The organism is Brenneria roseae subsp. americana (assembly GCF_003115815.1).
GTDB lineage: Bacteria > Pseudomonadota > Gammaproteobacteria > Enterobacterales > Enterobacteriaceae > Brenneria > Brenneria roseae.
This window is the reverse complement of the sequence record NZ_QDKJ01000013.1, coordinates 40,285-65,765: the sequence shown is the minus strand read 5'-3', so window position 1 is coordinate 65,765 and position 25,481 is coordinate 40,285. Positions and strand designations below refer to the sequence as shown.

Here is a 25,481-nt window from a genome sequence, read left to right as displayed (position 1 = left end):
TCAAACCTCCAGACGCAGCAGGCGTATCTGTTCGCTGACCGTTTGGCTGGTGGGCAGACGGGGCCGCGGTAGATTAACGGGTTGAATATGGTGGATATGCCCTGGATGCGGCCTGAATATCACTATCCGATCGGCCAGCACCACCGCCTCTTCCACATCATGGGTTACCATCACGATTGACATGCCGGTCAGGCGTTGGATGCGCAGAATTTCGCCATGCATCGCGCTGCGGGTTTGCGGATCGAGTTTGGAAAAGGGTTCATCCATCAGCAGAATTTCTGGTTTCGTGACCAGACTGCGCGCCAACGCAACCCGGCTGCGCATTCCGCCGGACAGCTGATAAGGCCAGTAGTGGGTAAAATCAGACAGCCCGACCAACTGTAGCGCTTCAGTAACCCGATGGCGGCGTTCAGCATGGCTGAGGCGCAGCGTTTCCAGACCAAAATTTACATTCTGCTGCACCGTGCGCCAGGGAAGCAGGCGATCTTCCTGAAACAGGTAGCCAATGCGCTGCCAGTGCTGAAAATGCGCGGCGTCATCACCCTGTATCGTCAGTGTTCCGCTATCCGCGTTTAGCAGACCGGATAAAATATTCAACAGCGTACTTTTGCCGCAGCCTGAAGGGCCGAGCAGCGTCAGAATTTCTCCCTGAATGAGTGCTAAATCAATGTCGCGTAACACCTGAAGCGAACCGAACGCTTTACTGATACCTTTGGCTTGTATCAGCGTAGTGTTCTGTACCGGCATAGTGTTTTGTACTGACATGGTTTTTTGTACTGAAATGGTTTTTTGTACTGACATAGCGTCTTGTACCTGCATGGTGTCCTGAATCAGAACGCTCATTGCTGTAGCCTCCGTTCCAGTATGGGCAAAACGGCGCCGTCCCGGCTCAGCGTGGCGTAAACTTTTTCCAGCGTCATCGCCTGAAAGGTTTCGATATGGCGGCGGGCAATCAGTTCAACCCGCTTGCTGTCGCCCTGGCTGAAGGCTTCGATCATCGCATTATGATCGTGCTTGATTTCCGGTTTGGTTCCCTGCACGTTAAAACCGAGCGCGACCAGACGTGACATTTCATCCATCAGGCTGGATAGCGTACGGATCAGATGGTTGTTGCCGGAGGCATGTGCGATAGCCAGATGAAAGCGTTTATTGGCGTTCATGAATATATTGATCTGCTTGGACAGCGGAGCGTGAATCTCTTCCCGGCAGTCGGCCTCCAGACGGCGCAGTAAATCGATGTCCACACGGCCCACGGCCAATCGGGCGGCCAGCGGCTCCAGTTGCGCGCGGATAGTAAAGATCTCTTCCACGTCCTGAACGGTGATCGGCGCAATCTGATAGCCCTTACGCGGACGCGACTGGATCAGGTTTTCGTGGCACAGCCGCGCCAGCGCCACACGGCAACTACTTTTACCTATCTCATAACGTTCCATCAGCATCTGTTCGGTAACCATGGCGCCAGGCAGCAGACGGCAGCATAAAACGTCATGGCGAATGCGGAGCCAGGCTGTGTCGCCTTGCGACAATGCGGCGTTTTTTTCTGATGAACGCGTAACCATTTGAGAATCCTTAATACGTACTGTGAGCAGCTCACAGAGGAAAACTAGGATGCTTAACTGAAGGTAGTTTATGAAGCAGGCTAATAATTAGCCAATAAGAAATTTGGCTTTGGATATGAGGAAAAAACATCAACTGAGCAGCCTACGGCCGGGAAATTCAGTGAGGGAGGCGGTTTCTTATACGCAAATTGGCTGATGATGAAATAGACAAGTTCAGCGCAATTTCGTGCGCGGGAAGAGAGATATTGTCATACGCCGTGTTTCTTTCTGAAGAGTGACTGAAAGACAGAATAAAGGGGAGGATGTCAGGTATCCTCCCTGGCTGCGGAATTGAATTATCCCAGCCTTTGTAACACGGTCTCTATCGCCTGACGCAGTAACTGACGGTCATGATGATGCGGCACATCTTCTGCGGCCAGCGCTTGCTGTACCACCACACGGTCGTGTATCTGGCTGACGTTGACTTGCGGGCTGACGATAACGGCATCAATGACCTGCCGGTCAATTTTTTCTTCCATCAGCTCCAGTTTTTCTCTGAGTGACAGTCTGGCTGCGGCCTGACTTTGTTCATCGCCTAAATTGCCGATGTAAACCATGGGGGCCTGAGCCCGACGCAGCGCACGCGTGAGATCGGTGAGCAACAGCAGCGGCATCAGGCTGGTCAGAAAGCTGCCGGGGCCGATCAGAATCAGGTCGGCTTCCGCAATGGCGGTGAGCGCTTCCTGCGTCGCCTGCACCGGCGGGAACAGCGTCAGTTCCTGTGGCAGGCTCGATAACAGATCGATGGCGACTTCGCCGTAAACGGGGTTTCCCTGCTGATCTGTTGCCTGCAAATCAACGGGTTGTTCGGACATCGGGATCAGAAAGGCATCAACTTTTAGCAGATTACGAACCAGATTGATCGCCTCGAGCGGGCGGACGCTCAGATGATCGAGCGCTTTCAACATCAGATTGCCCAGGTTATGCCCGGCCAGTTCGCCATTACTGTTAAAACGGTATTCGAACATGGCGGAAGCAATACTGGGGGTGGTAATCAGCTGGTTCAGACAGTTGCGGGTATCACCCCAGGCGATACCGCCTTCCGAGCGGCGGATCCGGCCGGTTGAACCGCCATTATCGGTTGTGGTGACAATGCCCGTTAGCCGCGATCCCAGAGAAGAAAGGGAAGACATGACACGGCCCAACCCGTGCCCGCCGCCAAGGGCGACAACCCGGTCAAGGTCGGCCAACGTGCGATTGCGCATAGTAATCCTTAATTGCTGAAATAACTGAACTGAAATGATAACGGAGTTGAAACGATCTTTGCTGCGGTAAGGTAGCCGATTTTTACTTAAAAGGCGAAAAATCCAATCTCAGGTATGATTTAAGACAAGTTATACCGTCGGTTTTACGGTATGTTATTCAACATAAGATATTGAAAAATCGTTATATATTAGTTTATATACCGGTTTTTTAAGTGACTGTCCGCCATGATTGGCGGTAGACTGAATAGTGAAATCACGATTCCCGTTCTGCATGGGCTGGCGTATTGGCCGGTGCGCTCGAGAATCAAACTCCTAGCCTTGGTGCCTAAGTGATGCGTCGACAACGCATGATACGGTGCCCTGGCCGTGACCTGATTGGTCGCCAGGGTGCGAGGTAGAAATGCCTGCATCTCCCGTATTTGGAAAGGTGTTTATGGTGAGTCAACTGACTGATGCGTTTGCGCGCAAGTTCTACTATTTGCGCCTGTCGATAACCGACGTCTGCAACTTTCGTTGCACCTATTGTTTGCCGGATGGCTATAAGCCAAATGGCAATACTCCCCATCATTTTTTATCACTCGACGAAATCCGCCGTGTCAGCCGGGCGTTTGCTGAACTGGGGACGGAGAAAGTCCGCCTTACCGGGGGAGAGCCCTCCCTGCGCCGCGATTTTGTTGAAATTCTCGCGGCGATCCGTGAAAACCCGGCTATCCGGACGCTGGCGGTGACCACCAACGGCTACCGTTTGGCGCGTGACGTCGCCCAGTGGCGTGAGGCTGGTCTGACGGCGCTGAATGTCAGCGTGGACAGCCTGGATGCCCGGCAGTTTCATGCCATCACCGGGCAGGATAAATTTCGCCAGGTAATGGCGGGGATTGATGCCGCGTTTGCGTGTGGCTTCGCTAAAGTGAAGGTCAATACCGTACTGATGCGCGATGTCAACGATACCAGCCTGCAAACCTTTCTTGCATGGATCAAACATCGTCCGATTCAACTACGCTTCATCGAGTTGATGGAGACCGGAGAGGGCGGCGTGTTGTTTCAGCGGCATCATATTTCCGGTGACGTGATCCGCCAGCGTCTGTTGCTACAGGGCTGGGAGCAGCAGGCCCGGGGCCGTAGTGATGGGCCGGCACAGGTGTTCCGGCATGCCGACTATCAGGGCGAAATCGGGCTGATCATGCCTTACGAGAAGGATTTCTGCCTGAGTTGTAATCGTCTGCGCGTATCGGCCACGGGCAATCTGCACCTTTGTTTGTTTGGTGAACAAGGGATCCCATTGCGCGACCTGATGGCGGACGATCGGCAACTGGAGGCATTGAAAATGCGTATTTCCGGTGGGTTGTCAGCCAAAAAACGGACCCACTTCCTGCATCAGGGCAACAGCGGCATCACGCAGAATCTGTCGTTTATTGGTGGCTGAAGCCCTTAACGTCTATCCGTCAGGAGTTTGGTATGAGTAAAGTCAGCAGCGAATTTATTCCTCTCAATATCGCGGTGCTCACGGTATCTGAGCGACGTACGGAAGCCGACGATACGTCAGGCGACTATCTGCGCGAAGCCGCGCAGTCTGCCGGGCACCAGATTATTGCCAGCGGTATCGTCAAAGAGGATCTGTACCAGATCCGTGCGCAGATCTCGGCCTGGATCGCCAGTGACGATGTGCAGGTCATTCTGATTAATGGCGGAACCGGGTTTACCCGCGGCGATCTGGTGCCGGAAGCGATCGGCGTATTGTTCGATCGTGAAATTGAAGGGTTTGGCGAACTGTTCCGCATGGTGTCGTATGAAGATATCGGTACTGCCACGTTGCAATCCCGGGCGGTGGCCGGGCTGGCCAATCAGACGGTAATTTTTGCAATGCCGGGTTCGACCCGCGCCTGCCACACCGCCTGGGAGCGCATCATTCAGGAACAGCTGGATGCGCGTCAAAAGCCCTGTAATTTCCACCCCCATCTGAAAAAGTTGGCCTGATTATGTCGCAACGAATCACGGCACAACCGGCGATGCCACAGTTAACCCATCTTAACGCCGCGGGTGAAGCGTCTATGGTGGATGTCTCCGCCAAAGCAGAAACCGTGCGTGAAGCCCGGGCGGAAGCCTTTGTCGAAATGGCGCCGCAGACGCTGGCGATGATCATGGATGGCAGCCACCATAAAGGCGATGTCTTTGCCACGGCGCGCATTGCCGGTATTCAGGCGGCGAAACGTACCTGGGAACTGATTCCGCTTTGCCATCCTTTACTGCTGAGTAAAGTGGCGGTAGAGCTTGCGGCGCAGCCTGAGCATAATCGTGTGCGCATCGAATCGTTGTGCCGTCTCACCGGTAAAACCGGCGTGGAAATGGAGGCGCTGACGGCGGCATCGGTGGCGGCGCTGACGATTTATGACATGTGCAAAGCCGTGCAGAAAGACATGGTGATTGGCCCGGTGCGGCTGCTGGCGAAAAGCGGCGGCAAATCCGGGGATTTCCAGGCGGAGGCATCATGATTAACGTACTGTTTTTTGCACAGGTACGGGAACTGACCGAAACGGATAATCTTGCCTTGCCGGCGGAGTACTCCACGGTTGACGCGTTGCGGCAGGGGCTTTGTCAGCGAGGCGCCCGCTGGGCGCTGGCGCTGGAATCCGGCAAGCTGCTGGCGGCGGTGAATCAATCGCTGGTGGAAATGCACCATCCGCTACAGGACGGTGATGAAGTCGCTTTTTTCCCGCCGGTAACAGGAGGTTGAGGATGACGGAAACCCGGATTCGCGTCGGCGAAGAAAATTTCAGCGTCGGTGATGAATATCAATGGCTGGCGCAATGTGATGAAGATGGAGCGGTCGTCACCTTCACGGGTAAGGTGCGCAACCACAATCTGGCCGCTGATGTCAGTGCATTGACGCTGGAACACTATCCCGGCATGACCGAAAAAGCGCTGGCGGAGATTGTTGAGCTGGCGCGTGAACGCTGGGCACTGCCCCGCGTTAGCATTATTCATCGGGTGGGGGCGCTCTATCCGGGGGATGAAATCGTGTTTGTCGGCGTGAGTGCCGCTCACCGCAGCGTCGCATTTGATGCGGCGCAGTTCATTATGGACTACCTGAAAACCCGCGCGCCGTTCTGGAAAAGGGAAGCGACGTCGGAAGGAGAACGCTGGGTCGAATCGCGGGATAGTGACCGACAGGCGGCGAAGCGCTGGTAGCGGCGGTTTCAACGGAACTAAGATTTATGTGTTACGATAAAAGCAGGTGAAACACGGTCTCTTCGGGTTGCGGGTAAGGCCTGAGATACCTGGTTTCTTACGTATAACTCAATGCAAAGGTAAAATCATGGATAGGTATCCACGCTCGAGTGATTCGATTGTTGAACGCGCTCAATCCGGCCTTCAGGCCTATATGGCACAAGTCTATGGTTGGATGACCTGCGGGTTGCTGCTGACGGCGTTCGTTTCCTGGTATGCCGCCAACACGCCAGCGGTGCTGAATTTTGTTTTCTCCAGCCAGATTACGTTCTTTGGTCTGATCATCGCGCAACTGGGGCTGGTTTTTGTCATTTCCGGCATGGTGCAGCGTCTGAGCGGCGGTGTGGCAACCAGTCTGTTTATGCTCTATTCCGCATTGACCGGGTTAACGATTTCCAGCATTTTCATCATGTATTCCGGTGAGTCCATCGCCAGTACTTTTGTGATTACCGCCGGGATGTTCGGTGCCATGAGCCTGTATGGCTATACCACCAAACGGGATCTGAGTGGTTTCGGCAGCTTGTTGTTTATGGCGCTGATCGGCATTGTACTGGCTTCGCTGGTGAATTTCTGGCTGAAAAGCGAGGCGCTGATGTGGGCAGTGACCTATATCGGTGTGGTGGTGTTTGTTGGCCTGACGGCCTATGACACCCAGAAACTGAAACGTATGGGTGAACAACTGTCTGTTGATGACAGGGATAATTTCCGCAAATACTCGATCGTCGGCGCACTGACGCTGTATCTGGACTTCATCAACCTGTTCCTGATGCTGCTGCGCATTTTCGGCAACCGCCGTTAAGCCCGTCGTTATTACGATATCCGAGACAGAGGGTAATGCTCTGTTTCGGCATGTCGCCGCCATGAATGTTGTTTCTTCCAGAACCGGCATCTAAATACCGGTTTATTTGATACTTAGCCATTTTTTCTCCAGCGCATCGATTTCCATCACTCCTTGCTGACTGGTTCCGTCGATAAAGAATAGGGTGGGTGTTCCGGTAATATTCATTTTCTTACCAAGTTCGTAAACGATTTTATTAGGGTCTTTGCAGTCAATTGGTGCGGTTTCTGGTTGTTTTTCATTTACCATCCAATCCTCAAAAGCAATGTCGGGGTGTTTTGCACATAAAATATTTCTGGATAGCGTCCATGAGCTATCATTTAATATGTTATACATGAATGTGTATATTGTTACATTATTGATATTTTGTATTTTCTTTCTTAATAATTTGCAATATCCACAGTTGGGATCCTCAAAAATAAACAGTTTTCTTGAACCATCGCCTTTAGTAATTTTTACTGCTAAATCTAACGGAAGAGTATTTATCTCGGTTTTACTGGCTTCCAACAGCCTTTCATTCGTATAATTGAAAAGAGTTTTTGCATTAATAACATGACCCGCTATGTAGTAATTAACGTTTATGTCGGTATAGATAATATTCTTTCCAATTTTAATTTCATATAAGCCAAGATAATCGGTTTTTCGTACCGAATCGATAGTTGTACTATTTCCCATTCGTGTTGTAACGAGTTCTTTGACTTTATCTTCGTCGCTGGCAAAAGCTTGCCCGCAAAGCAGCGTAAATAAAAATAGCTTGGTTATTATGTGGTTACTTTTCATTATTCATCCTTAACGTTTACTGATTCTCACGGGAATGTTATTGTTCTATGGTTAATGACTCTATGGGATCAAGTGTTGCAGCACGATAAGCAGGAAACAGTCCAGATAAAATACCAATAATCAATGAGCAGGCTACAGCAGTGCCAAATGAAAAATAATCAAAAATAATTGCTGTACTGATCCAGGTTCTCATACTTTCACCGATAGCGAACGCGCTAATTACACCGACAGTACCGCCGACTAAACAAATTAATATGGATTCAATAATAAATTGCTGCAATATGTCGGTTTTTTTCGCACCAACAGCCATGCGTATGCCAATTTCTCTACGTCGTTCAGATACGGAAACCAGCATGATATTCATAATGCCAATGCTGCCTACGATTAGTGATATAATGGCAACGCGGAACACTTGATTACTAACAGTGATATTCACCTTTTCCGCCATTTTTTTAAACATATCCATATTTAATAACTGAAAATTCTCAATGCCATGATAATTAATTAACAGAGAGAATATTTCTTTCTCAGCAAACGACATTGGTATCGTGTCATCGATTTTCACCTTGATGCTGGTGAAGTAAGGTAACCCTAGCATACGCGTTGCGACTGCGGTATAGGGCATCCATGACGTCAACGAGGTACTATTTTCTGTTTGCTTTATTACGCCTATAATCTGACAGGGTACGTTTCCAACAATGACTTCTTCACCAATAGGTGAAGAACCATCCGGAAAAAGGTATTTTTGAACTTTATCACTGATAACAATTTCCTGAGATTGATGGTCAATAGATTCTGAGCTAATAAACTGACCATTAGTAACGTTTAATCCAAGAATAGCTTCATAATGTTCATTAACACCATCGATAACAATATCAAGCACTTTGTCTTGATACTTTATTTTCGAGCTCATATTGATTATAGGGGATAATTGATGTATATAATTTTGAGTAGATATCATGTCTATATGGACATCATCGAGCTTGGCTGGTATGATTTTTTTATTGGAAAGAGAACCAGGGATAATATCAATCGTATTCGTACCAAATGAAGCAATATCTTTAATAATTTTTTGCCTTCCTCCTTCATTGATGGCCGTTACTAACACCACAGAAGCTATACCTATAATAATTCCTAGCATAGAGATCAATGTTCTTAGCTTGTGCGAGAGCATTATCTTGACGGACGTTTTCAATAATTCAAAATAATAGGTAAAGGGTATGACATGGGACTTTACTGTCCTTGTTAGTGCTTTTATATTCTTGCTTTTACTGTCTTGTGTTCTAATACTATTTTTTTTGCTATCGCTGACGATCTCTCCATCAATGATCTCTACAATACGGTTAGCGTAATCAGAAACTTGCTTGCTATGTGTGATGACAATGATAGTGTGGCCATCATCATTCATTTTCTTTAATAGTTTTAATACCTCTTCTCCATTCTTCTGATCCAACGCTCCCGTAGGTTCATCAGCAAGTATTATGTTTCCTCCATTCATTAACGCCCGGGCAATACTCACGCGTTGTTGTTGTCCGCCGGAAAGTTGTGATGGCGTATGATGAAGGTGATGTTTCATACCTAACAAGCTGAGTAACCGTATTGCTCTGACTTTCTTTGTATATGGTTTTACATTGGCGTAAAGCGCGGGTAAGGTAACATTGTTAATGGAGTTTAAATACGGGATAAGATTATATTTTTGAAAGATAAAACCAAAGTGTTTCAACCTCAAGTTGGATAAAGATGCAGGAGGGAGGTTATTTGTTATGATGCCGTCTATCGCATAATCACCTGAAGACGGCTTATCTAAGCATCCAATAATGTTGAGCAATGTTGACTTGCCTGAACCTGAAGGACCTAAAATGGCAATAAATTCACCATAGCCGATTGACATGTTGATATTTTTTAGTACAAATTGATCCTCATGATGATTGCCATATCTTTTTGAGACATTGTGTAATGTTAGCAGCATTGGTTCCTCATTATTAAGGCATATTGACAATTATTTTATCGTCAGGAGTCAATCCTTCAAGCACCTGTGCCATTATTCTATTATTCATTCCAATTTTTATGTTGCGTGGAGACGGATTGCCTTGTGGATCCAAAACATTAATGGAATAGCTACCATCGTTATTTGCCTTTTTCAATAATGCTGATGGGATCAATAGTGTGTTTTTAGCTTCGGAAAAAATAATTTTTATTTTTGTTGTCATTAATGCTCGGAATTGACTTTTACTGTTATCGATATCCATTGTGGCTCTATAATAAATACCGCCTTGTGTTGGTTCGCTAATATCATCGCTTTGGCTGATATTTATCGGGGCCGGTTCGATATTCTTGACAGCGGTCATATGTATCTCATCGCGAGAGCCCAACGTGTAGAAAATAGCCTTTTGTCCTACCTCTACTTTGTTTATATCGGCTTCTGATATTTTGGCAACAATAGACATGGTTGATAAATTGGCGATCTTAACCAGATTTGGAGTGGTTTGATTGGCGTTAAGGGTTTGTCCTTCGGTGGCAAGTATTGCAACCACAGTGCCGTTAATTGGAGCGGTGATACGCGTATAACCTAGATTTATTCTAGCCGTGTCGACCAATATTCTTGCCTCTTGCAACTGAGCTTCCAGTGATTTTATCTCGGCTCTGCTGACTTTTAATGCTACTTCCGCTTCTTCAAACCCCTGTACGGAAGATAGATTTTTATGAAGCATCTCCTTTTGGCGGCGAAAATTAATTGCGTCGAGGTTGGATGTGGCAATTTTAGCATGTAATTGCGCCTGTAAACTTTCTAGACGAGCCTGGCTAGCCGTAAGATCGTTTTCCTGCGAGGTGGCATCTATTTCAGCAATAAGCGTATTTTTCTGTACAATATCCCCCACATTGACATGGATTTTTTTTACTTGACCAGTAACCTGTGTTCCGATATTGACGATTTCTGAAGGAACGATAAGCGCTAAAGCAGAAATACTTTCTTGCAGGTTACCTTGTTTTACTGTTATTAATTTGTAATCTTCCCTTTTTTTATTTGTATTGCTGTTGAAAAAATAAATAATCGTGATTATTATAAATAATAAATAGTAAGTTTTTTTTGTCAAAATATATGATGCTATCCATTTCATCACAACTTCCTTATTTTTTAGAACGGTTATATACAGCGCAAATGACAAAAAATGATATTGCTGAAATTCCTATAATGGCTATATTGAAATAGATCTTCATACCATCGTGGAGTAAGCCTGACGCCACAATGCAAAAAGAATAAATAATTGCCGGAATAGCCATTGCAGTTAGTTTTATTTTTCTTTTTCTTAGAATAAGTTTTAACAAAAGTAAAGGTATTAGAATAGTTATTGCATATGTTAACAATTGTGCTGTAATTGATAATTCATATGGTTTTATAATATATAAAATCACAAAGGGAATCACAAGCAAAGCTGTAATGTAAGTTGCTATTTTATATGGAAAATTTTTCATATTCATAAAGCTATCCCTATAGTTGGAATTCTATTAATTACATACAATATCATTACACACTGATACCCCACCACCTGATGCGGCACAGCTGCTAATCACTACAGCTGTACATGGTATAGATAATGTACCAACAGTAATAACAGAACCTGCGGCACAAGATACTGCCACTCCGGCGCAAAAACCAGCTCCAGCCGTAGCGCAAGCCGCACGACAAACTACGGGGTTAATTTTATCGGTATCGCAATCTCCTGATTGGCATCCTTTCCCACAATAATTTTCAGTAGTGCCACAAAATCCATATTCGCTACAGCATAGGCCTTGCGCACATAGTGTACCGCCCGCTTGCGTACCACATTGGTTGGCATAAACATGTTGTGAGGACAGAAAAAACAATAACGCGCTAAATAGAAAATGTAATAAGTTTTTCATATAATTCATCCTTGATAATGACTTTATATCGGAATATATCATTATGTAAAAAAACGTCAACTTCATTATTTTTATTTATATATACAATAATCGAATTATCACTTTTTCATTTTAAATATACAGTATTTACTAATAACGGTTTTTTATACGCGCCATCACGCAATATTGCGCCGGAAAATCGCATAAGCGGCGGTGCCCGTGGTCGCGGTGATCACCAGTAACGGCCACAGGCTTCCCCAGATGATGGAGAAGTCGGCATCCTTCAGGTAAATCTGCTTGGTAATATCGGTGAAGTGGCGAATCGGGTTAATCCAGGTCATCTGCTGTAACCACTCCGGCATGTTTTCCACCGGCGATACGTAACCGGAGAGCAGAATGGCGGGCATAAGAAACACAAATACGCCGATGAACGCTTGCTGCTGCGTGGAGCAGAGTGATGAGATGAACAGCCCGAAGCCGACCAGCGACAGGCCATAAATCAGCATGGTGGCGTAAAACAGCAGCAGCGAGCCGGCAAAGGGGATTTGATAGGCGAATATTCCCGCCAGTAGGACAATCGTGGCCTGAAAGGTGGCGACGATCAGCGCCGGGACCGCCTTGCCGACAAAAATCTGCCATGTGGATAGCGGTGAAACCAGAAGCTGTTCCAGCGTGCCCTGCTCGCGTTCGCGGGCGACGGACAGTGCCGTGACAATTAATACGCCAATGGTGGTGATCATGGCAATCAACGAAGGCACCACGAACCATTTATAGTTGAGGTTCGGGTTGTACCAGTGGCGAATAACCAGTTCGCTATTATTTTGCCTCGGCCGATCGCCCAGCAACTCCAACTGATAATCGCGCACGATTTGCTGTACATCATTAGCGGCGATCTGGGCGCTGTTAGAACGGCGTCCATCCAGAATAATCGGCAGCGAGGCGGGGTTCCCGCTGACAATATCGCGGGAAAATTGCGCGGGGAAACGGATGAGCAGCAGCGCTTTCTGATTATCCAGCGTCGGGATAATCTCCTGCGGACTATGCAGCATCACGATGTTGGAAAAGGACTGCGCTTTGGCGAAACGCTGCGTCAGTTCAACGGAGGCGTGGCCGTTATCCTCGCTGTAAATAGCGATGGTGGCATTCGTCACGTCCAGCGTCGCGGCAAAGGGAAACAGACAAACCTGAATAATCACCGGCAGAATCAAAATAGATCGCGTTTGCGGCTCACGCAGCAGCGACTGTAATTCTTTGACAATCAATGTCCACAGACGATGAAACATGCGAACTCCCTAATCCAGCCGGCGCCGGGTTTTCCAGGCCGTCAGACCGATAAAGACGATGGCTGAAGCGATAAGAAACATCAGGTTAACCAGCAACACGCTGCCAATATTGCCTGCCAGGAACAGCGTTTGCAGCGTACTGACAAAATAGCGGGCAGGAATAATGTAAGACACGGCACGAACCAGCGCGGGCATGCTGTCGATCTCGAAAACAAAGCCGGACAGCATGACGGCGGGCAGGAACGCCGCATTCAGCGCCACCATGGCCGCATTAAACTGATTTCTCGTCAGTGTGGAAATCAGCAGCCCCATGCCCAGCGTACTGACCAGAAACAGACTGCCGATGCCAAACAATAGCAACAGCGATCCCCGGTACGGCACATGCATAATAAAAATGGTAACTACGAGACACAGCGCCATCACCATCATGCCGAGGACATAGTAGGGGATCAGCTTGGACAACAGCAGCTCGCTACGGGTGACCTGCGTCGAAAGCAGGGCTTCCATGGTGCCGCGTTCCCATTCGCGGGCGATCACCAGCGAGGTGAGAATGGCGCCAATCACCGTCATGATAATGGTGATGGCGCCGGGCATGATAAAGTGCTGGCTGATGGCGGCAGGGTTAAACCAGTAGCGTTGCTGAACCTCAATCAGCTGTTCGAATTCTTCTCCCCGGTCGCTGGCGCGCTGTTGCTGCCAGATAAGCCAGACCCCCTCGGCATACCCGCGAACGAAATTGGCCGTATTGGGTTCACTACCGTCGGTGATGACCTGTAGCGGCGCCTGCGACGCGGTTCGGGCCATGCGTGCGGCAAAATCATTGGGAATGACGATCAGACCGCGGATGGTGCCAGCCTGCATCATCTGAATCAGCTGTTGCCGGTTATCGCTGATGGTGGGTTCAACGAAGGGAGACGCGATGAAAACATTTGCCAGATTGCGGGCGTCCTCGCTTTGCTGTTCCATCAGAATCCCGACGTGTAAACGGCTGGAGTCCAGATTAATGCCGTAGCCAAAGATAAAGAGCAGCAGCAGCGGGATCACCACCGCGATCAGCCCGCTGCTGGGATCGCGCAGAATCTGACGGGTTTCCTTCAGGCACAGGGCGTGCAGGCGACGCCAGGAAAAATGGATACTGCCGCGCTGACTAGCCATTATCCGCCTCCCGATCGTAATCCTGTATCAGTGCGATAAATGCCTGCTCCATGGTGGGAGAGGGGATTTTTTCATCCGCCGCCTGCTGTTTTAAATCATCCGGCGTACCGCTGGCGATGAGTTTGCCACGATAAACCAGTCCGATACGATCGCAGTATTCGGCCTCATCCATAAAATGGGTGGTGACCATCACGGTCACGCCTCGATTGACCATCCCGTTGATATGTATCCAGAACTCCCGGCGAGTGAGGGGATCGACGCCGGAGGTCGGTTCATCCAGAAACAGGATATCCGGCTCATGCATCAGTGCGCAGGCCAGCGCCAGCCGCTGCTTGAATCCTAACGGCAGAGCATCGGGCGTCTGACGGTAAATGGGACTGAAGTTGAAGGCCTCCGTCATTTCGGCCATTTTATCGCGCTGGGCTTTGCCCGATAATCCATAAACGCCAGAGAAGAAACGCAGGTTCTGTTCAACCGTCAGATTGCCGTAAAGAGAGAATTTTTGTGCCATATAGCCTAAATGTTGGCGCGCCTTGCCTGAACTGGTTTTCAGGTCCATTTCCAGCACCAGCGCTTTACCGGCCGTCGGGACCAGCAATCCGCACATCATTTTGAATGTGGTGGATTTTCCGGCTCCGTTCGGCCCCAGCAAACCAAAAATTTCACCGCGCTTAACCTTGAAGCTGACATGATCGGTGGCGGCGAAATCACCGAATTTTTTGGTTAACTGCTGAGCTTCGATCACGGTTTCTTCACTGTTGGCCTCAATCCTGGGCATGATCTTCGCCAGTGACGATTCACTGGCCGGACCGCCGCCCAACAGATCAATAAAGGCATCTTCAAATCGCGGCGCAGTCTTTTGCAGGCTATCTTCTGGCAGATGGAGGGCAGATAGCAGTTCATCTTGCGCCGCGTCTTGTTTCAGAATCAGCCGCACGTATTGGCCCTGAATAACACCGTCGCTGACCTGTGGCAGACGCAACGCCTGCTGTAGTAATTTTCGATGGCTACCGGTACTCGCGCTGACCAATACGCTGCGCCCGGTCATCCGTTCGGTAAGCTCACGCGGTTCACCACGATACAGCAGTTCGCCTTCATTCAGCAGCAAGACATCACGGCACTGTTCGGCTTCATCAAGGTAGGAGGTGCTCCACAGAATCAGCATGCCGTCATCAGCCAGCTCATGCACCATTTGCCAGAGCTCGCGACGGGAAATGGGATCGACGCCGACGCCCGGTTCATCCAGCAGCAGTACCTGTGGCTGACCCACCAGGGTACAGGCCAACCCCAGTTTTTGTTTCATCCCGCCGGACAGCTTGCCGGCCAGCCGCCCGGTAAAGCGGGTCAGATCGGTAAACGACAACAGACGCTTAAACGTCTGCTGTCGCACCTCGCCGGTAATACCCCGTAAGTCGGCATACAACGTCAGGTTTTCCATGACGGTAAGGTCTTCATACAGCCCGAATTTCTGTGGCATATAGCCCAGAATCGCATGCAACTGGCGATCTTCTTTTATGGGATCCAGACCGATAACCTTCATGGTGCCGTGGCTGGGGGTTAACAACCCGGCCAGCATCCGCAGCAGGGTGGTTTTACCGGCGCCGTCCGGGCCAACCAGCCCCGTCACCGCGCCGCTGCGAATCTGAGCGGTGAGGCTGGCGAGCGCCGGTTTATCCTGTCCGGGAAAGCGTTTTTCCAGCGCATTGAGTTCGATAAGCTGGGGGGTGTCATTCATGGCGCGGCTTATCCTGCGTTTCCTGGGCAAAGCGCAGCGTGACCGGCATGCCCTGGCGAAGCTGGTCGTCGGCATCGTTGACAATAATCCGCAGGCGATAAACCAAATCGGTACGCAGATCCTCCGTTTCGACGTTTTTCGGCGTGAATTCGGCGCTGGGCGAGACAAAACCGATCTTGCCGTGGTAAGGCGTGTCCGGGCGGCTATCGGTGTAAATCAGGATCTCGCTGCCGGGCACGGCGCGACCTAAATCCTTTTCGCTGACATAGGCGCGGACCCAGACCGGGTTCGTCAGCGACAGAGTAAAGACGGTACTGCCTGCGCTGAGCATGCTGCCTGCTTCCACCGCACGGGTCAGAATCACGCCGGCAGACGGGGAATACAGTTCGGTATCTTTTATATCCAGTTCGGCCTGCGCCTGTGCGGCCTGTGCTTGTGCCAGCGCGGCCTGCGCCGCGGCGATTTCCTGTGGACGATTGCCGCTTTCATACTGGCTCAGTTTGTCTTTAGCCGCCTGTAGCGTCGCCAGTGCCTGGTTGCGTGCGGTTTTGGCGTCTTCCAGCGCATCGGCGGAGATTGAGCGTTTCGCCCAGAGCCCTTGCTGGCGTTGATAGAAGCTGTTGGCGTAATCGTAAGCGGCCTGACTCTGCACCAACTGCGACCGCACCTGTGCGATCTCTTCGCGACGATATCCTTCCTGTAATAATCCAAGCTGCGCCTGCGCGCTGGCAACATTGGCCTGTGCCTGATGCAGCGCGTTTTGGTAGGGATCGCTATCCAGTGCTGCCAACTTTTGTCCCGGTTTGATGTCATCGCCTTCGTCAACATCCAACGCGGTGAGCCGTCCTCCCACACGGAAACCCAGATTCACCGAGCGAATATCAACATTGCCATACAGCGTGAGCGGCTTATCCTGCTGTTGTCGATAGTGAATGATACCGTATGCCACGGCTGCAATCAGGATGATGATAAGGCTGACAATAGCCAGTTTTTTCTTATACATAACGTATTATTCCTTCCTCTGTCGGGTATCATCCCGCTGTGGGGTATAGATATCCCGCAATCCGTTAAGAAGAATTTCAAGGTGTTCTACCAGAACCTGTTGGATAAGCGTGGCTTCTTCCGTACCGATATCCTGCCAACCCGCACGCAGTAAAATGGTCTCCCGGGCGACGCGGAACGACAATACTTCGCCAAGCAACGCATGAGTATGAATGACGGCCTTGCGATCGCTGTCGTCCAGTCCGGTGTAGCGGGCAACCAGTTGTGTCATCATCCGGTGCATCGGTTCGATAACCTGCTGATGAATGAGCGGATAGGCAGCCGTGGGCGAAAGCTGTTCACGCGACATGATCCGACTGAGATTCAGCGTTTCAGAGCGGGTCATCAGACGGCCGAGATAGAGCAAAGCCTGTCGCAGATAGTCCATGATCTGATCGGGTGACTGTTCATGCGGCGGGCGCTGCATGAATGCGTCAATTTCCACCACCAGAGGACGATAGGTTTGACGGATATAGTCTGCAATCCAATTGGCAACCGCCAGATACAGTCCGTCTTTGGAATGAAAATGGTAGGCAATGGTGGCAATGTTTTGTCCCGCACGATTGGCTATTTCACGTGTCGTCGCCGCCTGGAGACCATATTCTCCAAAAACATCCAGCGCTGCATGGATCAACTGCTGGCGAGTTTGGTCGCCCCGGCTAACTGGTTCGTTTGCCATACCCTCGTCCGGTTAATGAGTTAATCAATCATATGATTAACTTTAGGCTATTTTTTGCATTTTGATGTGATTTACTTGGCAAAAATAAGTCTGTTTCCTGGAACAGGCGCTTGAGGCTGTGATGGCAAGAGAAGGGAAACGGCTGGAATAGCCTCACCGCCGCAGGAGTATTGCCCCGACCCGGCTTTACGGTTACGTCCAGAAAAAGAAAAACGCGAGGCGAGGGAAGCGTATCAGGATAAACATGACTCATTACAGATAAAAATCCCATAACGCCCGGAATCTCTGCTACAATCGTCGGCAGTTATGCACCGTAGTTGTGCCCGTTCATCGTGGTTGTTGCTTATGTCGTTATTGTTGAGTTAATGGTGACCCGGCAAACCCCGTCTTATCATCCCTCTGAAAACTACACCGGTCGTTATCCGGTCAGAGCGGATCTGGAGTTGTTTCCTATTATGTCATTTGATTCTCTCGGCCTGAGTGCCGACATTCTGCGCGCTGTTGAAGAACAGGGCTATCGTGAACCGACGCCTGTACAACGCCAGGCGATCCCGGTGGTGTTGGCTGGCCGTGATTTGATGGCCAGCGCACAAACCGGGACCGGTAAAACGGCGGGTTTCACCTTGCCTTTACTGCAATTGCTGAGCAGCCGCGCGCCTCAGGCGAAAGGTCGTCGTCCGGTACGGGCGCTGATCCTGACCCCAACCCGTGAACTGGCCGCGCAGATTGATGAAAACGTCTGCGCCTACAGCAAATACCTGCGTTTACGTTCGCTGGTGGTATTCGGCGGCGTCAGCATCAACCCACAGATGATGAAGCTGCGTGGCGGTGTGGATATTCTGGTGGCAACGCCGGGTCGCTTGCTCGATCTGGAACATCAGAATGCGGTTGACCTGTCTCAGGTTGAAATTCTGGTGCTGGATGAAGCGGATCGTATGCTCGACATGGGCTTCATCCATGATATCCGTCGTGTTTTGGCCAAGCTGCCGGCGAAACGTCAGAATCTGCTGTTCTCAGCCACCTTCTCTGACGAGATCAAAACGCTGGCGAACAAATTACTGACTAATCCGGCTTCTGTTGAAGTGGCGCGTCGCAATACCCCGTCTGAACTGGTTACGCAGCACGTACACTTTGTGGATAAGCGTCGTAAGCGCGAACTGTTGTCTCAGCTGATTGGCGAGAATAACTGGCAGCAGGTGCTGGTCTTTACCCGCACTAAACACGGCGCCAACCATCTGGCTGAATTGCTGGAAAAAGACGGCATCACCGCCGCGGCGATCCACGGTAATAAAAGTCAGGGCGCGCGTACCCGTGCGCTGGCGAACTTTAAGGATGGCGGCATTCGCGTGCTGGTGGCGACCGATATCGCGGCCCGTGGTCTGGATATCGATCAATTGCCGCATGTGGTCAACTATGAGTTGCCAAACGTGCCGGAAGACTATGTTCACCGTATCGGCCGTACCGGTCGTGCGGAGGCGACGGGGGAAGCACTGTCGCTGGTGTGTGTAGACGAACACAAGCTGTTGCGTGACATTGAACGTCTTCTGAACCGTGAAATTCCACGCATTGCCGTACCGGGCTATGAGCCTGACCCGTCGATTAAAGCCGAGCCGATCATTAATGGCCGTCAGGGTAATCGCGGTGGCGGTCGTTCCGGTGCGCCGCGCGGTCAATCCGACCGTGGCCACGGCGATCGCAAACCTGCCGATGGCGCCCGTCAGCCACGTAAATCGTCAGGCAATAGCGCCGGCCCGTGGAGTAGTAATGACGGTCAACGCCGTTCGCCGCGTCCGCAAAACCGCAGTAAACCATCTGCTGTGCGATAATCCAGATGACTGTTACCCCTCTTCCCATCTCCCTTGCAACGAAAGTTGGGAGAGGGGTTAACAGTAAACCTCCAGACGTTGTCTCAGCTAGCGCTCTTTTTTATCGACGACTTTACCGGCGCGGCGTGTATTACCCGATGGCGCGGGCGGTAGAACATGACAGCGTTGCCCGCCAGAATCATCAGCAAGCCAAAGATGGCATTTGCCTGCCAGTGGTAGTTTTCAAATAGAGTAGAAATGGATAGCGCAATCAGCGGAAACAGCAGGGTAGAGTAGGCGGCCTGACTGGCGCCGATACGCCCCACCAGGATGAAATAGGCGCTGAAAGCAATCACCGAACCAAATACCGCCAGATAAAACAGTGAACCAAGGTAGCGAGTCGTCAGCTCCAGCGTAAAATCATAGCCTTGAAACAAGCTGAATAAACCCATCCACAGTGCGCCATAGCACATTCCCCAGCCATTGGTCGTCATCACATCGCGTCCCTGCCGTTGATGCTGGGTACTGATCATATTGCCGAGAGAGAAACAGTAAGTCCCCAGCAGGCTCAAGCCTGCGCCCCAGAGAAAGTGTGGCTGCGAATCCATATCCAGCAAATCATGCCAGAACAGCGCCACAATACCGATGAGTCCCAGCGGCGCCGCGATAACGACATTGCGTGTCAGACGCTGGCCGAAGAAGAGCCGGCTGTTGAACGCATTGAATAGCACCGCCATGGAAAAAATGACGGATTCCAATCCGCTCGAAATCCATGCGATAGCGTGGTAAAAACAAAGAAAGTTAATACCGAAAACGCAACCCCCCTGAACCATGCACAGCAGGTGTGCCCGTCTGGACAAAGGACGAAGGCGGCGGGTGAGCGCCAGAAACGCCAGCAAAATGGTGGAAGCGAGCAGGAAACGCCAAAAAATGGAAACTTCGGCGGCAACCGCGCCCTGTTGCAGACTGATGGCGATCCAGGTGGTGCCCCAGATCAGCACGACGGAAAAATACAGCAAAATATTCATCAGCAGACTCTCATGGTTATCCTGTCTGGCAGTATGATATTTTTGTTTCGACGCTGGCTTTCAGCGAGTTGCGGTCGATTACATAATCTTGCGGTTTATTGAGAGGAGGCGGTGATGCATCAGTATCAGGTGTTCGATACGCTGCAACATTATAAAACTCAATTGCGTGATACCGTTGAGCTGACGTCTGGCGTGCGGCTGGCGTCCTGGTTCAACCGTTACGATCGCGTAACCGTGGAAAATGGCGACCATCACACCCTTAGCCTTTATATTGCCGATGGCTACGAGAGCTACCATAAAACGCCGAACGGCTGGCACAATGGCGGCGGTCCCGATCGCTTCTGTCTGATGCCGAAAGAGAGCGTATCAACCTGGGATATTCGCGGCGATCTCTCCTTTGTTCATCTGTACTGCGACGATATGCATCTGCGACAGTTGGCGGAACAAACCTGGGATCGCAGTCCGTCTTCCATCTGCACCGAAGAACGAACGTTCTGTGAAGATCCGCAAATCACCGTGCTTTATCGTCAGTTTCTGCTTAATAACAGTTGGAAGGATCCCGCCAGTCATCTGGTGCTGAGCAGCGCCGCCACGCTGTTGATGATCCATATGCTCAGACAATATACCCAGTTGCAGTGGACGATGCCGGCTGTGCGCGGCGGTCTGGCGCCCGCGGTGCGGCGGCGGATAAAGGAACAAATTGAGAGCCGTCTCGGTGAGTCGCTGACGCTGGCGGATCTGGCGACGGAAGCCGGACTGAGTGAGTTTCATTTTGCCCGTATGTTCCGGCAAAGCGAGGGCATGGCGCCGCACCAGTATGTGCTGAAACAGCGGCTGGCGCGCGCCGAAGACATGCTGCGGCATAGCATGCTATCGATCACTGAGATTGCTCTGGCCTGTGGATTCAGCTCTGCCAGCCACCTCAGCCATCGGTTCAAAAGCGAGCGCGGTCAGACGCCATCGGCGCTACGTCAGACGCTGGCGCGCTGAGATTTTTGCTTCTTCCTCATTCACGTATCAATGGCGCCGGCAGGCTGCGATTCGGACCGGTATCATAACGTATTTGATAAATGACAACGCCGATGCAATCCTGTGTTTTCCCATTGCGTTGCGTTCATGATGAACAGTACCATGGCGTGCTGTTTTTAACTGAGTTGCGTTATGCGTGTTCTGCTTGCCCCAATGGAAGGTGTTCTCGATGCATTAGTACGGGAATTGCTGACCGAAGTTAATGATTATGACCTGTGCATCACCGAATTTTTACGGGTGGTGGATCAGCGCCTGCCGATTAAATCGTTCTATCGTCTTTGCCCTGAATTGCGTTATGCCAGTCGTACAGCGTCGGGAACGCTGGTGCGTGTTCAACTGCTGGGGCAATATCCGCAATGGCTGGCAGAGAATGCGGCACGGGCCGTGGAGCTGGGGTCTTACGGCGTTGACCTGAACTGTGGCTGTCCTTCCAAACTGGTGAACGGCAGCGGGGGCGGCGCGACCTTGCTCAAAGACCCTGAACTGATTTATCAGGGAGCCAGAGCCATGCGTGAAGCAGTGCCCGCGCACCTGCCGGTCACGGTGAAAGTACGTTTGGGCTGGGATTCCGGCGAACGTCAGTTTGAGATTGCGGACGCCGTGCAGCAGGCTGGCGTGAGTGAACTGGTGGTGCACGGACGTACCAAAGAAGATGGCTACAGGGCGGAGCGTATCAACTGGCAGGCAATTGGCGAAATCCGCAGGCGGCTGACCATTCCGGTGATTGCCAACGGTGAAATTTGGGACTGGCAAAGTGCCCGGGATTGTCTGGCGATAACGGGCTGTGACGCAGTAATGATTGGCCGAGGCGCACTGAACGTCCCGAACCTGAGTCGGGTGATTAAGTACAACGAGCCGCGAATGCCGTGGCCGGAAGTCATGGAACTGCTGCGGAAGTATGTCCGCCTGGAGAAGCAGGGCGATACCGGAATGTACCACGTGGCTCGTATCAAACAGTGGCTGGGCTATCTGCGTAAAGAGTATGTCGAGGCGACAGAATTGTTCAGCGACATCCGGGCGATGAAAACGTCTGTTGAAATTGCACGGGCAATCGACGCGTCTGTTTACTAGCCTGTATGGGCGGCGAATTACGCTGTGGCGTGAAATCCCCTTTGTCGCGCAGGGCCGTGGTGCTTATGATGTCATCCAGTGGATGAAGAAACGTAAATTTGCGAAGGGAGTAGAAGACATTGCGTAATAATCCTGTCACCGAGATGCTGGAAACGGCCTCGACGATCGTGTTGGACGGCGCGATGGCCACCGAGTTGGAAGCGCGTGGCTGCGATTTGGCCGATCCACTGTGGTCAGCCAAGGTTCTGGTGGAAAACCCGGAGCTGATTTATCAGGTACATCTTGATTATTTCATCGCGGGGGCGCAGTGCGCGATAACGGCCAGCTACCAGGCGACGCCGCTGGGATTTAAGGCTCGAGGCTTTAGTGAAGCGCAGTCGCTGGCGCTGATTGCAAAAAGCGTACAGTTGGCGGCTCAGGCGCGTGAAGATTACCTCAAGGCCAATCGTCAGGCAGGGAAACGGCTGATTGCCGGATCGGTTGGTCCCTATGGCGCGTATCTGGCCGATGGTTCGGAATACCGCGGCGACTATTCGCTGCCACAGGCCGATATGATGGCGTTTCATCGTCCTCGTATGGCGGCGTTGCTGAACGCCGGCGTCGATATCCTCGCTTGCGAAACCATGCCGTCGTTTGAAGAAATCAAGGCATTGGCTGAACTGTTGACTGAATTCCCGCAGGCTTCAGCGTGGTTTTCTTTCACCTTGCGGGACAGTGAACATCTGAGTGACGGCACACCGTTGAGCGATGTGCTGTCATTATTGCATGCTTATCCTCAGATAGTTGCCGTTGGCATCAACTGCATTGCGCTGGATAAGGTCACCGCTGCTTTGACGCATCTGTCTTCGCTGACGGCGTTACCGTTGGTGGTCTATCCCAATTCGGGCGAACAGTACGACGCAACCAGTAAAACCTGGAGCCGGCATGGTGCTCACGACTGCTCGCTGACCGCCCATTTGCCCGCATGGCAGGCCGCAGGCGCGAAGCTGATCGGGGGCTGCTGCCGAACCACGCCCGCGGATATCGCCGGTATCGCCCGATGCTGTCAGCACGATCCTGCCGTGATTAACGAAGAAAAATAAGATGGAAAATGAAACCCTTGCCCGTCAGTCTTATGCGCAGGTCAGACAGCGGGTTACGGCACCTGTACCCGTGACGTTATTGTATATTGGTGAACAGCGGTCACTGGTTGTTTGTGGTAATGAGGCGGAACCCGCCGTCGTTTTGCCATTGGCGATGGGATTTGGTAAGACGGGCGAGACATTTTTTAAACATCTTCCGCCGACGCCGGACGAAATGGAACGAGCCATCATGGCTGTTGAAGATGAGGTGATTGGTATTCGCCACGACCTTCCGGCTGGTTCATTGCTATTCTCCGTCGATCCCGGCGTAGCCGAGATCGCCCGGATTTCAGGCGTAAAGGAAGAGGCCGACGGTTGGCGACTTTCTCAGGATGAAATGGAGCGAACGTTTAAGCGGCTGGAACAGGTGATATTTGGCAGCCCAGCCTCATGGGAGGGCATTCCATTGACGCGCGACTTTGCCGCCAGATTGCTTATTCTGCGCGAGTTCATGCATCATCATAGCTTTGATACGCTGGCGATAATGTCTTATCCGCCAGCGGCGACGTGAGGCACTGGCGATTTTTGCCGTCTCAACGACCATTAACGGCCGATAACCAGTGAAAGGATGCGGCCGTTTTTTCTGTCCGGAAGATGTTTTACCGTGTTGGCCGCGCAGGGTGAAGGAAACGCCGGCGTATTGGCGCGCCGCGACAGGCAGCGTATGACTCTGTTGTGGGAGGATTGCCGTCCCAACCCTTTGATATCCATCAGTTTCCAGGGAGACATGCGGTTGCCGCGTGATGAGGCTTATGCATGAACCTTGCCCGTCAAGGGCCAACGCCTTGCGTTGTTCAAAACGACGGCGTTTTGTCCTGCATCTTGAAAGCTGCTGGGCAATACCCGGATTATTTGACTGGCGTCAGGTCATCGGAGGTCTTTTGCCATTGCAGGATTCCGAGGCAAGGTTATTATCTGATGTGTAGTTTGATGTTATCAGGATCAATCTGCGGGTTGCCGAATGTGTATTGGGGAAGCGTCCTTGCTCAATGTGTTGATAAAACGCGTTGCTGTTGGGGCTGGGCGTTTAAGGGTATTGGCAGGCAGTCCAGTAAGGAGAAAGAACATGGTTGAACATTTTACAGGGAAATATGAAGTTGAACTAAAATTCCGTATTCAGGATATTGTGGTTTTCCGGAGTACACTCTTTAGCCATCATCCTGAAGCATTTGTTTTTGAAAATAAAGAGCATGATATTTATTATGATGATGCTCAACAACGCCTACAGCAGCAACATATCAGCATGTTACTACGGAGCATGGAACCGTCAGGAATTAAGCTATTGATTGTTAAAGGCCCTGGCGCGGGACGCTGTGAAGCCGTTAATGTCGAGTCGTTCGAGAAAACGGACAGTATGCTGAAGACCCTGGGGTATAGATCGCTTTACGAAATCAATAAAGTACGCAGTATCTATTTTATGGATATTTTTCATATTACTTTGGATTATATTGAGCCGCTCGGCCATTTTGTCGAAATATCCGTGATGACGGATGACGAGACACAGTTGAAGGCGTTGAGGGATCTGTGTGTCGAATGCGCATTGCGGCTGGGCTTATCGCTGGATAATATTGAAAATCATTCTTATCGACAATTACTTGGTTTTTAATCGGTTGCTATACCAGAATGAACTGTTATGACAATAATGTCTTTTTTATGTTGTTTTGTTGTTAAATTAAATGCGAATTATCGATATTCTGCTGATAGATTCTGTTGGTCTGATTCCGTAAATTGATGGAGGGATGTATTATAGGGAATACACATCCTTCCGATTTTGTTTTGTCTATTCCTGATCGGATATATTGCCGTTTCCTCATTATCTTTCGCGTTACAGTAACGCGGATTGCCCGCTATTTCTCCTGTTCCCGTGTTATTTTTGTGCCTGAATGATCCCCGTGGTTACCGCTTTTCCGTATTGTGGAATCTATTCGATATAAATTCATAAATATATGATCGAGTTAAAATTTTTGTATGGCAATTGGAGTAGGCTTGTTCCCGACATTGTTTTG

General features: G+C 50.6%; 27 protein-coding genes and 1 riboswitch. Of the genes, 12 read left to right on the top strand and 15 right to left on the bottom strand.

The annotated features are described in order from the left end of the window. The 3 genes from B4923_RS15920 to yvcK all read right to left on the bottom strand — a co-directional run bounded on the left by B4923_RS15920 (position 1) and on the right by yvcK (position 2,803). The gene (locus tag B4923_RS15920; protein ID WP_245929621.1) at positions 1–843 is read right to left on the bottom strand and encodes an ABC transporter ATP-binding protein; all 843 of its coding nucleotides are present in this window, start codon (positions 841–843) and stop codon (positions 1–3) included. Beyond that, the gene (locus B4923_RS15915; RefSeq protein WP_109055353.1) at positions 840–1,559 is read right to left on the bottom strand and encodes a GntR family transcriptional regulator; all 720 of its coding nucleotides are present in this window, start codon (positions 1,557–1,559) and stop codon (positions 840–842) included. Before B4923_RS15915 ends, B4923_RS15920 begins: the two co-directional genes overlap by 4 nt. A gap of 335 nt (positions 1,560–1,894) precedes the next feature. Next, positions 1,895–2,803, bottom strand: a complete 909-nt coding sequence (gene yvcK, locus B4923_RS15910) for a uridine diphosphate-N-acetylglucosamine-binding protein YvcK (protein ID WP_109055352.1) — start codon at positions 2,801–2,803, stop codon at positions 1,895–1,897. Between the two features lie 297 nt (positions 2,804–3,100). After that, positions 3,101–3,249, top strand: a riboswitch (molybdenum cofactor riboswitch). Between yvcK and moaA the strand changes: the two genes are divergently transcribed. The 6 genes from moaA (at position 3,237) to B4923_RS15880 (ending at position 6,827) form a co-directional block, all read left to right on the top strand. Continuing rightward, complete coding sequence (moaA, locus tag B4923_RS15905; protein ID WP_109055351.1) at positions 3,237–4,226, top strand: GTP 3',8-cyclase MoaA; 990 nt, start codon at positions 3,237–3,239, stop codon at positions 4,224–4,226. Its footprint overlaps the riboswitch before it by 13 nt. Positions 4,227–4,258: 32 nt before the next feature. Beyond that, the gene (gene moaB / locus B4923_RS15900) at positions 4,259–4,777 is read left to right on the top strand and encodes a molybdenum cofactor biosynthesis protein B (protein WP_109055350.1); all 519 of its coding nucleotides are present in this window, start codon (positions 4,259–4,261) and stop codon (positions 4,775–4,777) included. 32 nt (positions 4,778–4,809) lie between these two features. Then, a complete protein-coding gene (moaC, locus tag B4923_RS15895) occupies positions 4,810–5,292 on the top strand; it encodes a cyclic pyranopterin monophosphate synthase MoaC (RefSeq protein WP_109055445.1) in 483 nt (160 codons plus the stop codon). Continuing rightward, on the top strand, positions 5,289–5,534 hold the full coding sequence (moaD, locus tag B4923_RS15890; RefSeq protein WP_109055349.1) for a molybdopterin synthase sulfur carrier subunit: 246 nt from the start codon (positions 5,289–5,291) through the stop codon (positions 5,532–5,534). The genes moaC and moaD overlap by 4 nt, the downstream gene beginning before the upstream one ends. A gap of 2 nt (positions 5,535–5,536) precedes the next feature. Beyond that, positions 5,537–5,989, top strand: coding sequence for a molybdopterin synthase catalytic subunit MoaE (moaE, locus tag B4923_RS15885; RefSeq protein WP_109055348.1), 453 nt, complete (start codon positions 5,537–5,539; stop codon positions 5,987–5,989). Positions 5,990–6,116: 127 nt separating this feature from the next. Continuing rightward, on the top strand, positions 6,117–6,827 hold the full coding sequence (locus B4923_RS15880) for a Bax inhibitor-1/YccA family protein (RefSeq protein ID WP_109055347.1): 711 nt from the start codon (positions 6,117–6,119) through the stop codon (positions 6,825–6,827). A 102-nt stretch (positions 6,828–6,929) separates the two neighbouring features. On the opposite strand, the gene B4923_RS15875 is transcribed toward B4923_RS15880, so the two are convergent. The 10 genes from B4923_RS15875 to B4923_RS15830 all read right to left on the bottom strand — a co-directional run bounded on the left by B4923_RS15875 (position 6,930) and on the right by B4923_RS15830 (position 17,421). Beyond that, a complete protein-coding gene (locus tag B4923_RS15875; protein ID WP_109055346.1) occupies positions 6,930–7,646 on the bottom strand; it encodes a DsbC family protein in 717 nt (238 codons plus the stop codon). A 37-nt stretch (positions 7,647–7,683) separates the two neighbouring features. Next, positions 7,684–9,615 carry an ABC transporter permease gene (locus B4923_RS15870; protein ID WP_109055345.1) on the bottom strand — a complete coding sequence of 644 codons (1,932 nt, stop codon included), beginning with the start codon at positions 9,613–9,615 and terminating at the stop codon, positions 7,684–7,686. A gap of 13 nt (positions 9,616–9,628) precedes the next feature. Continuing rightward, on the bottom strand, positions 9,629–10,765 hold the full coding sequence (locus tag B4923_RS15865) for an efflux RND transporter periplasmic adaptor subunit (protein WP_109055344.1): 1,137 nt from the start codon (positions 10,763–10,765) through the stop codon (positions 9,629–9,631). A 10-nt stretch (positions 10,766–10,775) separates the two neighbouring features. Then, positions 10,776–11,126, bottom strand: coding sequence for a hypothetical protein (locus B4923_RS15860; RefSeq protein WP_109055343.1), 351 nt, complete (start codon positions 11,124–11,126; stop codon positions 10,776–10,778). Between the two features lie 27 nt (positions 11,127–11,153). After that, entirely contained in the window at positions 11,154–11,549 is a 396-nt protein-coding gene (locus tag B4923_RS15855; RefSeq protein WP_170116070.1) for a hypothetical protein, read from the bottom strand. Positions 11,550–11,704: 155 nt separating this feature from the next. Then, positions 11,705–12,811: an ABC transporter permease gene (locus B4923_RS15850; protein ID WP_109055341.1), complete on the bottom strand. Its 1,107-nt coding sequence runs from the start codon at positions 12,809–12,811 to the stop codon at positions 11,705–11,707. Between the two features lie 9 nt (positions 12,812–12,820). Further along, positions 12,821–13,966 carry an ABC transporter permease gene (locus B4923_RS15845; protein ID WP_109055340.1) on the bottom strand — a complete coding sequence of 382 codons (1,146 nt, stop codon included), beginning with the start codon at positions 13,964–13,966 and terminating at the stop codon, positions 12,821–12,823. Next, positions 13,959–15,701, bottom strand: coding sequence for an ATP-binding cassette domain-containing protein (locus B4923_RS15840; protein WP_109055339.1), 1,743 nt, complete (start codon positions 15,699–15,701; stop codon positions 13,959–13,961). The genes B4923_RS15845 and B4923_RS15840 overlap by 8 nt, the downstream gene beginning before the upstream one ends. Continuing rightward, complete coding sequence (gene hlyD / locus B4923_RS15835) at positions 15,694–16,704, bottom strand: secretion protein HlyD (RefSeq protein ID WP_109055338.1); 1,011 nt, start codon at positions 16,702–16,704, stop codon at positions 15,694–15,696. The genes B4923_RS15840 and hlyD overlap by 8 nt, the downstream gene beginning before the upstream one ends. Positions 16,705–16,710: 6 nt before the next feature. After that, positions 16,711–17,421, bottom strand: coding sequence for a CerR family C-terminal domain-containing protein (locus B4923_RS15830; protein WP_109055337.1), 711 nt, complete (start codon positions 17,419–17,421; stop codon positions 16,711–16,713). 455 nt (positions 17,422–17,876) lie between these two features. Here B4923_RS15830 and rhlE point away from each other — a divergent pair, with 455 nt between their 5' ends. Then, positions 17,877–19,247 carry an ATP-dependent RNA helicase RhlE gene (gene rhlE / locus B4923_RS15825; RefSeq protein WP_109055444.1) on the top strand — a complete coding sequence of 457 codons (1,371 nt, stop codon included), beginning with the start codon at positions 17,877–17,879 and terminating at the stop codon, positions 19,245–19,247. Positions 19,248–19,330: 83 nt separating this feature from the next. Here the strand turns inward: rhlE and B4923_RS15820 are convergent, their stop codons facing one another. Further along, positions 19,331–20,254, bottom strand: coding sequence for a DMT family transporter (locus B4923_RS15820; RefSeq protein WP_109055336.1), 924 nt, complete (start codon positions 20,252–20,254; stop codon positions 19,331–19,333). Positions 20,255–20,368: 114 nt separating this feature from the next. On the opposite strand from B4923_RS15820, the gene B4923_RS15815 reads away from it, so the two are divergent. The 4 genes from B4923_RS15815 (at position 20,369) to B4923_RS15800 (ending at position 23,986) form a co-directional block, all read left to right on the top strand. After that, positions 20,369–21,244 (top strand): helix-turn-helix domain-containing protein, encoded by an 876-nt coding sequence (locus tag B4923_RS15815; protein ID WP_109055335.1) that lies wholly within the window; start codon positions 20,369–20,371, stop codon positions 21,242–21,244. A 171-nt stretch (positions 21,245–21,415) separates the two neighbouring features. Beyond that, complete coding sequence (gene dusC / locus B4923_RS15810) at positions 21,416–22,354, top strand: tRNA dihydrouridine(16) synthase DusC (RefSeq protein ID WP_109055334.1); 939 nt, start codon at positions 21,416–21,418, stop codon at positions 22,352–22,354. Between the two features lie 119 nt (positions 22,355–22,473). Next, entirely contained in the window at positions 22,474–23,436 is a 963-nt protein-coding gene (mmuM, locus tag B4923_RS15805) for a homocysteine S-methyltransferase (protein ID WP_109055333.1), read from the top strand. 1 nt (position 23,437) lies between these two features. Then, positions 23,438–23,986: a hypothetical protein gene (locus B4923_RS15800; RefSeq protein WP_109055332.1), complete on the top strand. Its 549-nt coding sequence runs from the start codon at positions 23,438–23,440 to the stop codon at positions 23,984–23,986. Between the two features lie 32 nt (positions 23,987–24,018). Here B4923_RS15800 and B4923_RS20810 read toward each other — a convergent pair whose 3' ends face one another. Continuing rightward, positions 24,019–24,204 (bottom strand): hypothetical protein, encoded by a 186-nt coding sequence (locus B4923_RS20810; RefSeq protein ID WP_146187266.1) that lies wholly within the window; start codon positions 24,202–24,204, stop codon positions 24,019–24,021. 337 nt (positions 24,205–24,541) lie between these two features. Between B4923_RS20810 and cyaB the strand changes: the two genes are divergently transcribed. After that, positions 24,542–25,081: a class IV adenylate cyclase gene (cyaB, locus tag B4923_RS15790; RefSeq protein WP_109055330.1), complete on the top strand. Its 540-nt coding sequence runs from the start codon at positions 24,542–24,544 to the stop codon at positions 25,079–25,081. Positions 25,082–25,481: the final 400 nt, after the last annotated feature.

Bases quoted from the DNA above. Each gene is read 5' to 3' on its own strand.
- B4923_RS15920 (WP_245929621.1), bottom strand. From the start codon at position 843: ATGAGCGTTCTGATTCAGGACACCATGCAGGTACAAGACGCTATGTCA.
- B4923_RS15915 (WP_109055353.1), bottom strand. From the start codon at position 1,559: ATGGTTACGCGTTCATCAGAAAAAAACGCCGCATTGTCGCAAGGCGAC.
- yvcK (WP_109055352.1), bottom strand. From the start codon at position 2,803: ATGCGCAATCGCACGTTGGCCGACCTTGACCGGGTTGTCGCCCTTGGC.
- moaA (WP_109055351.1), top strand. From the start codon at position 3,237: ATGGTGAGTCAACTGACTGATGCGTTTGCGCGCAAGTTCTACTATTTG.
- moaB (WP_109055350.1), top strand. From the start codon at position 4,259: ATGAGTAAAGTCAGCAGCGAATTTATTCCTCTCAATATCGCGGTGCTC.
- moaC (WP_109055445.1), top strand. From the start codon at position 4,810: ATGCCACAGTTAACCCATCTTAACGCCGCGGGTGAAGCGTCTATGGTG.
- moaD (WP_109055349.1), top strand. From the start codon at position 5,289: ATGATTAACGTACTGTTTTTTGCACAGGTACGGGAACTGACCGAAACG.
- moaE (WP_109055348.1), top strand. From the start codon at position 5,537: ATGACGGAAACCCGGATTCGCGTCGGCGAAGAAAATTTCAGCGTCGGT.
- B4923_RS15880 (WP_109055347.1), top strand. From the start codon at position 6,117: ATGGATAGGTATCCACGCTCGAGTGATTCGATTGTTGAACGCGCTCAA.
- B4923_RS15875 (WP_109055346.1), bottom strand. From the start codon at position 7,646: ATGAAAAGTAACCACATAATAACCAAGCTATTTTTATTTACGCTGCTT.
- B4923_RS15870 (WP_109055345.1), bottom strand. From the start codon at position 9,615: ATGCTGCTAACATTACACAATGTCTCAAAAAGATATGGCAATCATCAT.
- B4923_RS15865 (WP_109055344.1), bottom strand. From the start codon at position 10,765: ATGAAATGGATAGCATCATATATTTTGACAAAAAAAACTTACTATTTA.
- B4923_RS15860 (WP_109055343.1), bottom strand. From the start codon at position 11,126: ATGAATATGAAAAATTTTCCATATAAAATAGCAACTTACATTACAGCT.
- B4923_RS15855 (WP_170116070.1), bottom strand. From the start codon at position 11,549: ATGAAAAACTTATTACATTTTCTATTTAGCGCGTTATTGTTTTTTCTG.
- B4923_RS15850 (WP_109055341.1), bottom strand. From the start codon at position 12,811: ATGTTTCATCGTCTGTGGACATTGATTGTCAAAGAATTACAGTCGCTG.
- B4923_RS15845 (WP_109055340.1), bottom strand. From the start codon at position 13,966: ATGGCTAGTCAGCGCGGCAGTATCCATTTTTCCTGGCGTCGCCTGCAC.
- B4923_RS15840 (WP_109055339.1), bottom strand. From the start codon at position 15,701: ATGAATGACACCCCCCAGCTTATCGAACTCAATGCGCTGGAAAAACGC.
- hlyD (WP_109055338.1), bottom strand. From the start codon at position 16,704: ATGTATAAGAAAAAACTGGCTATTGTCAGCCTTATCATCATCCTGATT.
- B4923_RS15830 (WP_109055337.1), bottom strand. From the start codon at position 17,421: ATGGCAAACGAACCAGTTAGCCGGGGCGACCAAACTCGCCAGCAGTTG.
- rhlE (WP_109055444.1), top strand. From the start codon at position 17,877: ATGTCATTTGATTCTCTCGGCCTGAGTGCCGACATTCTGCGCGCTGTT.
- B4923_RS15820 (WP_109055336.1), bottom strand. From the start codon at position 20,254: ATGAATATTTTGCTGTATTTTTCCGTCGTGCTGATCTGGGGCACCACC.
- B4923_RS15815 (WP_109055335.1), top strand. From the start codon at position 20,369: ATGCATCAGTATCAGGTGTTCGATACGCTGCAACATTATAAAACTCAA.
- dusC (WP_109055334.1), top strand. From the start codon at position 21,416: ATGCGTGTTCTGCTTGCCCCAATGGAAGGTGTTCTCGATGCATTAGTA.
- B4923_RS15800 (WP_109055332.1), top strand. From the start codon at position 23,438: ATGGAAAATGAAACCCTTGCCCGTCAGTCTTATGCGCAGGTCAGACAG.
- B4923_RS20810 (WP_146187266.1), bottom strand. From the start codon at position 24,204: ATGTCTCCCTGGAAACTGATGGATATCAAAGGGTTGGGACGGCAATCC.
- cyaB (WP_109055330.1), top strand. From the start codon at position 24,542: ATGGTTGAACATTTTACAGGGAAATATGAAGTTGAACTAAAATTCCGT.